The sequence below is a fragment of the Vibrio sp. 1580 genome (genome assembly GCF_033340055.1).
The window spans coordinates 140,523-152,430 of sequence record NZ_JAWOVT010000007.1; the positions used below are offsets into that span (position 1 = coordinate 140,523).

Annotated in this window: 13 protein-coding genes; 2 read left to right on the plus strand and 11 right to left on the minus strand. The window is 44.9% G+C overall.

Annotated elements, in window-relative coordinates; translation table 11 throughout:
• Position 1 precedes the first annotated feature (1 nt).
• From R7093_RS13210 to htpX, 6 genes are all read right to left on the minus strand, one after another.
• On the minus strand, positions 2–1,258 hold the full coding sequence (locus R7093_RS13210; RefSeq protein ID WP_047100782.1) for an SAM-dependent methyltransferase: 1,257 nt from the start codon (positions 1,256–1,258) through the stop codon (positions 2–4).
• Positions 1,252–2,070 carry a DUF1365 domain-containing protein gene (locus tag R7093_RS13215; RefSeq protein WP_047100784.1) on the minus strand — a complete coding sequence of 273 codons (819 nt, stop codon included), beginning with the start codon at positions 2,068–2,070 and terminating at the stop codon, positions 1,252–1,254. Before R7093_RS13215 ends, R7093_RS13210 begins: the two co-directional genes overlap by 7 nt.
• Before the next feature lies 1 nt (position 2,071).
• Entirely contained in the window at positions 2,072–3,382 is a 1,311-nt protein-coding gene (locus R7093_RS13220; RefSeq protein WP_047100786.1) for an NAD(P)/FAD-dependent oxidoreductase, read from the minus strand.
• A 12-nt stretch (positions 3,383–3,394) separates the two neighbouring features.
• A complete protein-coding gene (locus R7093_RS13225) occupies positions 3,395–4,120 on the minus strand; it encodes an SDR family oxidoreductase (RefSeq protein ID WP_047100788.1) in 726 nt (241 codons plus the stop codon).
• Entirely contained in the window at positions 4,117–4,536 is a 420-nt protein-coding gene (locus R7093_RS13230; protein ID WP_005378211.1) for a nuclear transport factor 2 family protein, read from the minus strand. The genes R7093_RS13225 and R7093_RS13230 overlap by 4 nt, the downstream gene beginning before the upstream one ends.
• 208 nt (positions 4,537–4,744) lie before the next feature.
• Positions 4,745–5,614, minus strand: coding sequence for a protease HtpX (htpX, locus tag R7093_RS13235; RefSeq protein ID WP_005388085.1), 870 nt, complete (start codon positions 5,612–5,614; stop codon positions 4,745–4,747).
• 509 nt (positions 5,615–6,123) lie between these two features.
• On the opposite strand from htpX, the gene R7093_RS13240 reads away from it, so the two are divergent.
• Positions 6,124–6,291, plus strand: a complete 168-nt coding sequence (locus tag R7093_RS13240; RefSeq protein WP_005378215.1) for a hypothetical protein — start codon at positions 6,124–6,126, stop codon at positions 6,289–6,291.
• Positions 6,292–6,372: 81 nt separating this feature from the next.
• Here the strand turns inward: R7093_RS13240 and bioD are convergent, their stop codons facing one another.
• From bioD to bioB, 4 genes are read right to left on the minus strand one after another with little or no spacing between them, the layout of a single operon-like run.
• Positions 6,373–7,059, minus strand: coding sequence for a dethiobiotin synthase (gene bioD, locus R7093_RS13245; RefSeq protein WP_005378217.1), 687 nt, complete (start codon positions 7,057–7,059; stop codon positions 6,373–6,375).
• Positions 7,056–7,877 (minus strand): malonyl-ACP O-methyltransferase BioC, encoded by an 822-nt coding sequence (gene bioC / locus R7093_RS13250; RefSeq protein ID WP_005388087.1) that lies wholly within the window; start codon positions 7,875–7,877, stop codon positions 7,056–7,058. Before bioC ends, bioD begins: the two co-directional genes overlap by 4 nt.
• Complete coding sequence (gene bioF / locus R7093_RS13255; RefSeq protein WP_047100789.1) at positions 7,877–9,028, minus strand: 8-amino-7-oxononanoate synthase; 1,152 nt, start codon at positions 9,026–9,028, stop codon at positions 7,877–7,879. The genes bioC and bioF overlap by 1 nt, the downstream gene beginning before the upstream one ends.
• Positions 9,015–10,067 carry a biotin synthase BioB gene (gene bioB, locus R7093_RS13260; RefSeq protein ID WP_005378222.1) on the minus strand — a complete coding sequence of 351 codons (1,053 nt, stop codon included), beginning with the start codon at positions 10,065–10,067 and terminating at the stop codon, positions 9,015–9,017. Before bioB ends, bioF begins: the two co-directional genes overlap by 14 nt.
• Positions 10,068–10,197: 130 nt before the next feature.
• On the opposite strand from bioB, the gene bioA reads away from it, so the two are divergent.
• On the plus strand, positions 10,198–11,478 hold the full coding sequence (bioA, locus tag R7093_RS13265) for an adenosylmethionine--8-amino-7-oxononanoate transaminase (RefSeq protein ID WP_047100790.1): 1,281 nt from the start codon (positions 10,198–10,200) through the stop codon (positions 11,476–11,478).
• A 69-nt stretch (positions 11,479–11,547) separates the two neighbouring features.
• On the opposite strand, the gene R7093_RS13270 is transcribed toward bioA, so the two are convergent.
• Positions 11,548–11,814 carry a DksA/TraR family C4-type zinc finger protein gene (locus tag R7093_RS13270; RefSeq protein WP_005437185.1) on the minus strand — a complete coding sequence of 89 codons (267 nt, stop codon included), beginning with the start codon at positions 11,812–11,814 and terminating at the stop codon, positions 11,548–11,550.
• Positions 11,815–11,908 lie beyond the last annotated feature (94 nt).

An 11,908-nucleotide genomic window follows, 5' to 3' on the forward strand; every position in this document is an offset into this window, starting at 1 on the left:
ACTACGGGCGTTGAAACGTCATGTGAACGGCACTGATCGTGCGAGCCAAAAAGCCACCTTCACAGTAGCTCAAATAGTAGCGCCACATACGCACAAAGCGGTCGTCGTAGCCAAACGAGCGCACTTCATTCTCTGCTCGATTAAAACGTAAGTGCCATTCGTTCAGCGTCTTGGCGTAGTCCAAACCAATATCGAACAAGTCTCGCGTCACTAAGTCACTATATTTTGTTGTAGCTTGGGTTAGTGAGGTTACCGACGGTAAAAAACCACCCGGGAAAATGTACTTTTGGATAAAGTCGACGTTGTTACTGTAGTAATCGTAACGCTGATCGGCAATCGTAATCGCTTGAATCGCCATCAAGCCACCGGACTTTAATAAAGACTCACAGACCTTAATGTACGAAGGCAGGAATTGTTTGCCCACAGCTTCAATCATTTCAATAGAAACGAGCTTGTCATAAGTGCCGGTTAGGTTTCGGTAATCTTCTTTGAGTAGAGTGATTTTGTCTTCTAAGCCACGCTCTTTGATTTTTTGCTCCGCGTACACGTGTTGCTCTTCAGATATCGTTGTTGTGGTGACCTGACAACCGTATTGTTCGGCCATGTAAATCGCCATAGCGCCCCACCCAGTGCCAATTTCAACAACATGATCAGTGGGCTTCAGCTCAAGTTGCTGACATAGACGATCCATTTTGTTGATTTGAGCCTGCTCTAGAGAGTCATCCGCATGATTGTAAAGCGCCGACGAGTACAGCATATTGGTATCAAGGAACGCTTCGTATAGGTTGTTACCCAAGTCGTAATGCGCATGGATATTTTTACGTGAGTTCTCTTCAGAGTTTCTGTTTGACCAATGACTGAACTTGTACAGTATTTTAGTCAACCAACTGCCTTGCTCTTCGAGTTTATCTAGAGCACGCATGTTAAGGGCCATCAGTTTCATTAATGAGGTTAAATCGGGGCTATCCCACCACCCATCCATATAAGCCTCACCAGCAGCAATACTGCCGCCCTGCAAGATCCGTGAATAAAAGCCTGGATGTTTTACCTCTATAATAGCGACAACAGGTTGACCACTGTACTCCCCATTTGGCGCACTAAAACGCTCGCTTCGCTCTGTCGTTTCCGTCTTAAAACTTTCAATAACTGTTAAGCAGCCGATTTCCATTTTTTGCAGACATTGAAAAATAACTCCGCGAGCCGCTTTTTGCGTTGTCGTCAATTTACGCGGCAATGTCATAGAACTAGTATTTAACATGCAGAATTCTCCTTATGCTTTTTATTTTTTTTGTCTGTTTTTTCAGTATCGGCTTCTATTTCTTCATGCGTTGAATATTTAGGATGAGAATAAAAAGGTGCGCCTTTCACCCAAAGTTTTAATGCGTGCCAATAAATACCAACCATTACTTTTACCGTTTGTATTGGTGTAACGATCAAACACCTCAATAAGGTTTTGCTTGAAAGTGGCTTGGCTTTCATAACCATGGTGGCATCAAAGTGTTTCTCTCCTTTGTGACATTCAAGATGAATATTCAACTTGTCTGTCAAAGGTTTAATTCTCCAGCGGTAGAGTTGGTCAATCGGGTTGAATGGTGAAACATGGAATGCTTTATCTTGTTCCCAACCAAACTTTTCTTCTTCTTTATCTGCTGACACCACGTAGTAATGTCGTTCATTCCAAGGAGTGTTACTCACCTCTGCGAGGAGATACTTCCATTCTCCTTCCGCGTTATAAACGTAGTAGAAATTAACGGGACTGAAATAAAGTCCTAGATAACGCAAGTGACAGACTGCGATTACCTTGCCGGTACAGCGGACACCTGTCAGTTCTTCAATTTTGCTGTGCACTGCCGACTTGACGCTACCTTCACCAATGTAATCACTGCGCTTGAAGCGAGCCCAATGCCACCAACGCGAACCAAAACCCCATACTTTTTTCTCTAAAGCATCGATCTCGTCTACATCAATGGCGGGCATAAATAAAGAGTAGTTCAACTCATGATTCACAGGCGTGAATCGACGGTGACGAACGTTGCCTATAAACAATCGGCTGTTCATTTGGCTATCCATATCACGCTGCGCCTTTTTCGAAAGGAACCACATTTTGTTCGCGGTACTTTTCTTCTAGCTCTTTCACAACATCAAGCGCGCTACGCACGCCATCTTCATGAAAACCGTTGTACCAATAAGCGCCGCAGAACCAGGTACTTTGTTTACCCTGTATCTCATTTTTGCGCTGCTGCGCTGCAATAGACTCAGTGGTGAATACTGGATGATGATAAGTGAACGAACGCAAGACTTTATTTGAGTTAATTTGCTCAGTACTATTCAACGTTACACAAAACGTGTGTTCTGATTGAATATGCTGAAGAATATTCATGTTATAAGTGAGCGAAGGGAGGCGTTGCTGTTCCTCTTCACTTCCTTCCAATAGGTAGTTCCATGATGCCCATGCTGCCTTACGTTTTGGTAGTACGGCAGAGTCGGTATGAAGAACAACTTCATTTGCTTGGTATGTCATATCCCCCAAGATTTCCTGCTCAATTGGGCTGATATCCTCTAGCGTTCTCATTGCTTGATCACTGTGACAAGCAAAGATAACGTCATCAAACCAATGTGTTTCTCCGCGAACTTGAACGCCAACCCCTTTTTCGTTGCGAACCACTTTTTCGACAGGACTATTAAGACGAATATTCTCGACAAAGCCTTTAGTCAATGGTGGAATGTATGAACGTGAACCACCTTTAATCACATACCATTGTGGTCGGTTAGTCACATCTAGCAGACCGTGGTTGAGGAAGAAACGTAAGAAGAACATAAGAGGGAATGCGCGCATGTCAGCCAAAGTCGACGACCAAATCGCAGCGCCCATCGGTAATATGTAGTTATCGGTAAAGAAAGCACTGAATTTGTGTTCGTCAAGGAACTCACCTAACGTCTGAGAGTGCGTGGACTGCTCGCTAGCGAAGCGCTTGGCAAGTTTATTGAAACGAAGTATCTCGAAGATAAATCGATAAAATTTAGGGTTTGCCCAGTTACGTTTTTGAGCAAACAATGTCGACACTGTGTGGCCGTTGTACTCTAGTCCGTTCCCATCATTTCTGACACTGAAGCTCATTTGAGTCGGCAGACCTTCAACGCCAATCTCGCTCATCATTTTAATGAAATTAGGGTACGTACGGTCGTTATAGACGATGAACCCAGTATCTATCGCGTATTCTTTACCATCAAGGCTCACATCAACGGTTGCAGTATGGCCACCGATGTAATCGTTCGCTTCAAACAGCGTTACATCATGTTCTTTATGCAAGTAATAACCACAAGTAAGGCCAGAGATTCCCGTTCCCACAATCGCTATCTTCTTTCTTCCTGCTGTTTTCATTTTTATTCCTTCTTATGATACGAGTTTAGCAGTTAGGCGAGCTTGCCAACTGTATGGAAGTAACGAGATAAAACGTAAAATACTGGTAAATCTCGCCGGGAAATAGATATAGGTCTTGTTGGCGGCTAACTGCTTCCTGATAGAGTCCGACGCTTGCTGAGTAGAAATGATCATTGGCATTTCGAAGTCGTTTTTGTCAGTCAACGGCGTTTCAACAAAACCAGGAAACACCGTTACCACTTTGATCCCTTTCTTTTTCAAGTCGACGGCGAGCGTGCGTGCAAAATAACTGACTGCCGCTTTGGATGCGCCGTAAGCTTCAGCACGAGGCAATGCCACTTCTGATGCGATAGAGCCAACAATAACAATGCGGTGCCCTCTCTCTAAATGCACTTGGCAGCCTTCAACGCAGTTGGCAACACCGACAACATTTACGTTCATCACACGCGCCATGAGTTTCGCGTCGACCACTCCCTCATCCATGTACTCACAATCGCCTGCGTTAAAAACCCATGTGTTTGGCGTAAATGGCAAATTAGAGAGCGCCTGCTGAGTTTCCTCATAATTTGTCACATCAAACTGCAATGTATGAATTTTGGAGGAAACTGCCTCCAGTTCTGCAAGAACATCTTGATTCCGACCACAAGCAATCACATTCCATTCTGAGTTCGCGTAATCTAGGGCAAGCTGCCTTCCTATTCCGGAGGTGGCGCCTGTGATTAAGATGGTGTTGTTCATTGTCCTAACCTCTGCTTGATGGTTTTAACGACTGAACCAAGTAACGGTAAATGCTCATAGAGCATCTCTCCGAGATCAAAATAGTCTCGGTGATAAATGACCTGACCTTCGCTAAATTTGAGGTGCGAAACACCATTGACGAGAATAGGCGCACCCTTCTGAAGTTTGGGATGCTGAAGGTCCATTGTCCAAGTTAGGAAGCCTGTATCTCCGACTTGTTGATGCTCATGGATTACAAAATCACAACTGATGACGTTGGCATATAATGAGGTGAAATAATCCGAAAGTGCTGGCCATCCTTCTAAACGATGCGCTGCGTCCTCAAATACTACATCTTGGTGATATATATCCTTAAGCAGATGTAAGTTCGCTTTGTTGAGCTTTTGATAGATATTGCCAACAGACTGTATGTCCATTTTTTACTCCTACACGCCCATTAAGTTGTACAAAATTATTATATGTACAAGATAGTTCATTCCACCAAAGTTGTACAAAAATAATTTTGTATAACTTTATTTCTGTAAGTAGTACGTGATGAAGTTCGCACGCGATCAATCGGCGAAAAAAAAGCTTGGTCAAAACCAAGCCTTTTCAGCAGATTAACAATTATTTAAGTAGGAACAATTAGTATTGCTGGCCTCGCAACGCTGCAATACGTTTATCTAGCGGAGGGTGGCTCATTAATAGCTCAGTCAGCGACTGCTTGCCATTGATACCAAACGCCATCATGGTGCCATCCAGTTGAGATTCATGACTCACCTTCAAACGCTCTAGAGCCGCAATCATTTTTTCTTTGCCAACGAGGCGCGCAGCACCTGCGTCCGCGTGGAATTCGCGATGACGGCTGTACCACATAGTCAAGAAGCTAGCTAGGAAACCAAATACCAGTTCAAGCACCATGGATACGCCAAAGTAAACCATCATATTTGTACCTTGGCCTTCTTCATCATCGTTCGATGCCACGATATTGGCAATAAAGCGTGATAGGAAGATAACAAACGTGTTCACGACACCTTGCATCAACGTCATCGTGACCATATCACCATTTGCAATATGGCTCACTTCGTGTGCAAGTACTGCCTCTGCCTCATCACGAGTCATATTGTGTAAAAGACCAGTAGAAACGGCGACAAGAGAGTCATCTCGTTTTGCACCTGTCGCAAATGCATTGATATCTGGTGAATCATAAATAGCCACCGTTGGCATACCAATACCCACTTGTTGAGCTTGACGACCCACAGTTTCGACTAACCAATGCTCCGTTTCGTTGCGCGGGCTTTCAATGACCATACCACCAACCGAGCGTAGCGCCATACCCTTTGACATCATCAACGAAATAAATGCGCCACCAAAACCAAATACAGCAGCCATTACAAGTAAACCTGACAGACTGCCTGGTTGCATTCCAGTTACAGCGTAAACAATATTCAGAACAACACTAAGCACTAGCACGACAGCTAGGTTAGTTGCTAGGAATAACATAATTCGCTTCATTACTTTTCTCCGAGGAAGCTTATCGTTTTTTTAAAACGGATTGTTATAAGGAACAAATGGTAATCGCTATAAAAGCCAATTCCGTTGATTTTCATGTTCCGTGCGTTATAGATATAGTCTATCCGCGATAAAAACAAGGTTAAGCAATAAATTGCAACATTTGTTTTCGGGACTGAAATATTTGATTCAAGCGATTTCAAAACATGCTTTGGTAGGAGCCGGAACCTCCGTTCATATACATTTATCAAAATGATAAAATAAGCTCTGAGCTACCCATCATCTATTGATAGATGATCTTGGTGTTAAATCTATCACCTCTTAGCAACTTAGCTAGAAATTTTTTAATAGACCAAAAACAGTACGTTAGCTCTGCTATAGACTTTGGTCTTATTGTGCGGCTACATGGACATGCTAAATTCGAATGAGATGAACAAAACAGAGCCACTCTAAGTACATTGCAAAAAGTGCATTGGGTGAGCTCAAAAACTCCATGTATTGAGGGAAAAACCATGGTAGAAACTAACGACTATCAGATGGCTATTGATTTACTGCGTTGTCACCTAGGCATCTCAGAGGACGAGGCAAAGCAACAACTTGGTATTTCAACCGATCATCATATGTCTCAGCGTGTTGCAGAAACACAACAAGCATTGATGGGGCTCAGCCAAGATAAGTAATCTGACTTTTTAGGTTACACCAACAAGAAAGGGCTGCATTGCGCAGCCCTTTGGTTTTTTAGTCTTTTACCCTAAACACCATTAGTCAGTGTTTAGCAACGGCTCTACATTAATGTACTTGCCTAGCTCTTTACGTTTAGCACTTGGAATATATGGAATTTCCCCAAGCTTAGGTGCATCGATACGTGCTTCTAGCATCTCGATAATGTCAGCGTAGTGCTCTGTGCCTGGGTTGACGCGGTTTGCCACCCAGCCAACAAGATTCAAACCATCCGCTTTAATACTCTCCGCTGTGAGTAAAGCGTGGCTCAAACAGCCTAATTTAATGCCAACCACCAGTACAACAGGTAACTGCTCTTCTTTTACCCATGTAGATAAACAGTCCGTATCGGATACTGGCACACGCCAGCCTCCAGCACCTTCAACGAGAACAACATCGGCTTGCTGCTTATGTTGAGCCAGTTTTTGACTCAGAACATCGTAACTTATTTCGACATGTTCATGCTTCGCTGCAATGTGGGGAGAAGCAGGCAACTCTAAAGCGTATGGGTTCACATCATCATAGGCCACATCGAGTGTTGCGGCGTCTTGTAAGTGTAAAGCATCAGAGTTACGCCATCCGGCTTCAGTCTTGTCACTCCCTGCTGCCACTGGCTTATAACCAATAGTGTTTAGTCCTTTTGCGGCGATCGCTTGCAAAATGGCTTTAGACGCTACCGTCTTTCCAACATCAGTATCCGTACCAGCAATAAAAAAAGCATCAATCATAGATGTATTACTCCAAAACAAACCTGATAACTTGCAGGTAGAAGACCTTGATCGTTTTTAAACGCTTGGTACGCATGCTCAACTTTTAACAAAGTCTCGCGACTAGTTAAACCGTGTGAGCGCCCGCTTACGTGATTTGCACCTATACCTTTGAGGTCACGCATAACTGAAAATGCAGAGTCGTACCAAACTGTGATGGTGGTCAAGTCTAGTTGATGGCTGTCACATCGAGATTGCGCTAACGCAATTTTTACCTGATTGAGCGTTAGAAAGTTATTGACGTGTTGATATGCATCAATTTTTTCCCATGATGCACGCAGCTCATACAGTGATCCATCAACCAGTGTAGAGAACCACGCTTTCCCACCATTTTTTAGCACGCGGCGCACTTCTTTTAGTGGGTAACTTAAATCTGTACACCATTGCAGCGCTAAACTTGAAAACACGTAATCGAAGCTATCATCGTCAAATGGTAAGTTTTCAGCATCAGCAACTTGGTAGTGCATTCGTACTGCACCACAACGCTGCTCTGCTTTATCTAACATGGCTTGAGAGATATCGCCGCAGACTACTTCCGCACCGCGTTGTTGAAGTAGTTGGGAGAAATAACCCGTGCCACAACCTAAATCCAATACACGTTTTCCCGTCAAGTTTTCAGGAAGTTTATCAAGCAGCTGATGCCCGACATCACGTTGAAAAGCCGCATGTTTATCGTATGTTTCTGCTGCTTTACCAAACGAAGAGGCAATCGCGTCTTTATCTTGATGGAAACTCTCTAACGCGAGCGTTTGCGCTAATGCGGTAGTTGCATTATCCATTACAGCGCTCCTAATGCTTGCTTCAATGCCATTGAAAGCGTTTTAACTTGTTCGTTGGTGTGATTGGCAGTGAGTGTGATTCGAAGGCGAGACGTCCCTTTAGGCACCGTCGGTGGTCGAATAGCGGTAACCCAAATGCCGTTTTGGCGACAAGCGCTCGCAACCTGCAAAGCCAGTTCAGATTCACCAATCACAAACGGCTTAATCGAAGTCTGAGTCTCAGCAAAGCCCTCCAGATCGCTGAGGCAGTCTCGATACACTTCACTAAGCTCTGAAAGCTTTTCACGTCGCCAAGACTGCTCTTGAACGATAGAAACCGCATGCGTTAGCGCATAGGCTTGTGCCGGAGGCATCGCTGTGGAATACACATGGTGACGAGCAAACTGAGTCAAAAAGTCTCCCGTTGCGTGGTCGCATAAAATAGCCGCGCCCGACATACCAAACGCTTTGCCGAAAGTAACGATCAGTATCTCAGGTTTAACCGTTGCCAACTCGCAAGAACCACCACCGGATTGACCAAGAACGCCAATACCATGAGCATCATCGACAGCAAACCAAGCATCATGACTGCGAGTGGCTTCAGCTATATCGCTGAGCGGCGCGCAGTCACCGTCCATGCTGAATACCCCTTCCGTCACAACTAGATGGTTGTCTTCGCTATTAATCAGCGACTTTAGGTGCTCGATGTCATTGTGTTTGAAGCGCTTCATCTTAGCTGGTGACAACGCCCCCGCTTCTATCAATGAAGCATGATTCAAACGGTCTTGGATCAATACGTCTGACTTTTCTAACAAGGTGAACAACAAGGCTTGATTAGCACTGAATCCAGAACCAAACAGAATTGCTCTGTCGTAGCCCAACCATTCAGTTAGTGCGGCTTCTAAATTGCTGTGTGCTGCACTAAAGCCAGTGACCATTGGCGATGCTCCACTGCCACTGCCGTATACGCTTAAACCTTGCTGCCACGCACGAACGAGCGCTTGATCATTGGCCAAGCCCAAATAATCATTACTTGAGAAATTAATGTAGCGCTTGCCTTCGTGCTCCAAAACGGACTGGTTACCGGCAAACACCACATTCATAGAACGATTCAACCCTTGCGTTTTACGCTTAGCAAGAGCGGACTCGATACGAGATTTAAACGCTGGCATCGTAGAAAAGGTCGTCTTTTGTCGGACGGGCAGCAACGCGCTCTACGACGCGATCGAGTAACTCGTTTTCTTCGATTTCATCAGGCTTTTGAGACACCTCTTGGCTGTTAATACCGAGCTTGTTGAACAGCATCATATCTTTGTCTTCAGAAGGGTTTGGCGTGGTCAGAAGCTTGCAGCCATAGAAAACGGAGTTTGCACCCGCCATAAAACACAGCGCTTGCATTTGTTCGTTCATGTTTTCACGGCCAGCGGATAAACGAACGGCTGACTGAGGCATCATGATTCGTGCAATCGCAATCAGGCGAATGAAATCGAAAGGCTCAACATCATCCACTTCTTCCAGTGGTGTGCCCTTTACCTTCACGAGCATGTTGATTGGAACGCTTTCAGGGTGTACCGGCAAGTTAGCCAGTTCAACCAACAAACCAGCTCGGTCGTTTGCACTTTCACCCATGCCGATGATGCCACCGGAACAGATCTTCATGCCAGCATCACGCACGTGAGACAAAGTATCTAAACGGTCTTGGTAAGTCCGTGTGGTAATGATGTTGCCGTAGAACTCAGGTGAGGTATCTAGGTTGTGGTTGTAGTAATCCAGACCTGCGGTTGCCAATTGCTTTGCTTGATCTGGTGTCAACATACCTAATGTCATACACGTTTCTAAACCCATGCCCTTCACACCTTTGATCATGTCAGTCAAATGCGGCATGTCACGCTCTTTAGGGTTTTTCCATGCAGCGCCCATACAGAAACGAGTAGAACCAGCATTTTTGGCTTTTTGCGCAGCATCGAGTACGCGTTCTACTTCCATCAGACGCTCTTTTTCGATGTCTGTGGTGTAACGAGCACTCTGAGGACAGTACTTACAATCTTCTGGACAAGCACCTGTCTTAATCGACAGAAGCGTGCTTACTTGAACATGGTTGGTTTGTTGATATTGACGATGTACAAGCTGCGCTTCGAATAGGAGATCCATGAATGGTTTTTCCATGAGATCGCGCACTTCAGCATGCGTCCAGTTATGACGAACTTCCACGTGTATTCCTTTAGTCACTTTTGTTGTTGTGTTGACAGTCTACTGAGTCTCGATAAACTGTCAACACAACACAAAGGAACAAAGTTTACATCTGTTTATTTTTTAACCTCAATTATTATTGGAATCGCACATGGATCTCGCCTTCGACCGCCAGCATATCTGGCATCCCTACACTTCGACATTGACACCTCTGACCTGCTACCCAGTAGCATCGGCAAATGGTGTTCACATTAAATTGGAAGACGGTACTGAGCTGGTCGACGGCATGTCTTCTTGGTGGTCGACGATCCACGGCTACAACCATCCGCATTTAAATCAAGCCGCTCACCAGCAAATCGATCAGGTCTCTCACGTGATGTTTGGCGGGATTACCCACCAGCCAGCAATCAGTTTGTGTAAGAAGTTGCTATCCCTAACCCCAAGTAATCTTGAAAATGTATTCCTTGCCGATTCAGGCTCCGTTGCCGTAGAAGTCAGCTTAAAAATGGCACTGCAATATTGGCATGCAAAAGGCGAACGCCGACCGAAGTTTCTTACTTTGCGACACGGTTATCACGGCGATACGTTTGCGGCGATGTCGGTTACCGATCCCGATAACTCAATGCACTCTCTCTACAAAGGCTTTTTGCCTGAGCATATCTTTGCGGAGTCACCAACTTGTGGTTATTGGGATGAATGGAAGCCAGAAGACCTCACCGACTTCGAGCACAAGATTGAGACGCACCATAAAGAACTTGCTGCGGTGATCCTAGAGCCTATCGTTCAAGGCGCAGGCGGCATGCGTATCTACCATCCAGAGTTTCTCAAAGGCGTGCGTAGGCTTTGCGACAAATACGGCTTGTTATTGATTGCAGATGAGATCGCAACCGGATTTGGGCGTACCGGTAAATTGTTTGCCTGCGAACATGCAGACATTCAGCCAGATATTTTGTGTGTCGGGAAAGCACTCACTGGAGGCTACATGACCCTCTCTGCAACTCTGGCGAGCAAACACGTTGCGGATACCGTTTGTGGTGGTGATGCAGGTTGTTTTATGCATGGCCCAACGTTTATGGGTAACCCACTTGCCTGTGCTGTTGCAACTGCAAGTTTGGAATTGATTGAGCAAGGTAACTGGCAACAGCAAACCCAACAAATCGAAGCGTTGTTTTCTGAGTTACTACCAAAACTTGAAGAATACGACTTGGTGAAAAACACCCGTTGGTTGGGCGCTATTGGTGTAGTGGAAACGCATCGCCCTGTGAATATGGAAACCATCCAAGCCTTGTTTGTTGAACACGGAGTGTGGATTCGTCCATTTGGCAAACTGATTTATATGATGCCGCCGTTCATCAGCAAGCCAGAAGATATTGAAAAGTTAGTGAATGCGATTGATGCTGCGTTACAACGTAAAGACTGCTTCGCTTCATAGTTCAATTCAATACGAAAACGGTTTGAGTATGAGACTCAAACCGTCTCGTTATTTATTAGAGTAGTAAAGCTATCGAAGTTGACTGTCTTTACTCGCTCGTCGATTGAACAATGCTTGGCGTTGAGATACCAATTCGATTGTTGACTGACATTCGATACACAAACGAACGCCTTTCATTGCAAGACGACGCGCTTCTGGAATCTCATCACCACACTCATCGCAGTAATGGGCGCTCTCACCCTTTGTGATACTGCCACGAACACGGGAAATCTCGTCGTCTATTGTGTTTTGAATTTGTTGGCTGACGCTATCGTCGTTTGCCCACCCTACGGCCATAAGCCCTCCTCGTTACTTGAATGAGAAAATCTACTTACCGTGGTAAGGTGGATGATTATATCGATTACAAATAACAAGATAATTAGGGTAAATT

What these genes read in the sequence shown, in the direction of transcription:
- R7093_RS13210 (WP_047100782.1), bottom strand. Translation starts at nt 1,258, where the DNA reads ATGTTAAATACTAGTTCTATGACATTGCCGCGTAAATTGACGACAACG.
- R7093_RS13215 (WP_047100784.1), bottom strand. Translation starts at nt 2,070, where the DNA reads ATGGATAGCCAAATGAACAGCCGATTGTTTATAGGCAACGTTCGTCAC.
- R7093_RS13220 (WP_047100786.1), bottom strand. Translation starts at nt 3,382, where the DNA reads ATGAAAACAGCAGGAAGAAAGAAGATAGCGATTGTGGGAACGGGAATC.
- R7093_RS13225 (WP_047100788.1), bottom strand. Translation starts at nt 4,120, where the DNA reads ATGAACAACACCATCTTAATCACAGGCGCCACCTCCGGAATAGGAAGG.
- R7093_RS13230 (WP_005378211.1), bottom strand. Translation starts at nt 4,536, where the DNA reads ATGGACATACAGTCTGTTGGCAATATCTATCAAAAGCTCAACAAAGCG.
- htpX (WP_005388085.1), bottom strand. Translation starts at nt 5,614, where the DNA reads ATGAAGCGAATTATGTTATTCCTAGCAACTAACCTAGCTGTCGTGCTA.
- R7093_RS13240 (WP_005378215.1), top strand. Translation starts at nt 6,124, where the DNA reads ATGGTAGAAACTAACGACTATCAGATGGCTATTGATTTACTGCGTTGT.
- bioD (WP_005378217.1), bottom strand. Translation starts at nt 7,059, where the DNA reads ATGATTGATGCTTTTTTTATTGCTGGTACGGATACTGATGTTGGAAAG.
- bioC (WP_005388087.1), bottom strand. Translation starts at nt 7,877, where the DNA reads ATGGATAATGCAACTACCGCATTAGCGCAAACGCTCGCGTTAGAGAGT.
- bioF (WP_047100789.1), bottom strand. Translation starts at nt 9,028, where the DNA reads ATGCCAGCGTTTAAATCTCGTATCGAGTCCGCTCTTGCTAAGCGTAAA.
- bioA (WP_047100790.1), top strand. Translation starts at nt 10,198, where the DNA reads ATGGATCTCGCCTTCGACCGCCAGCATATCTGGCATCCCTACACTTCG.
- R7093_RS13270 (WP_005437185.1), bottom strand. Translation starts at nt 11,814, where the DNA reads ATGGCCGTAGGGTGGGCAAACGACGATAGCGTCAGCCAACAAATTCAA.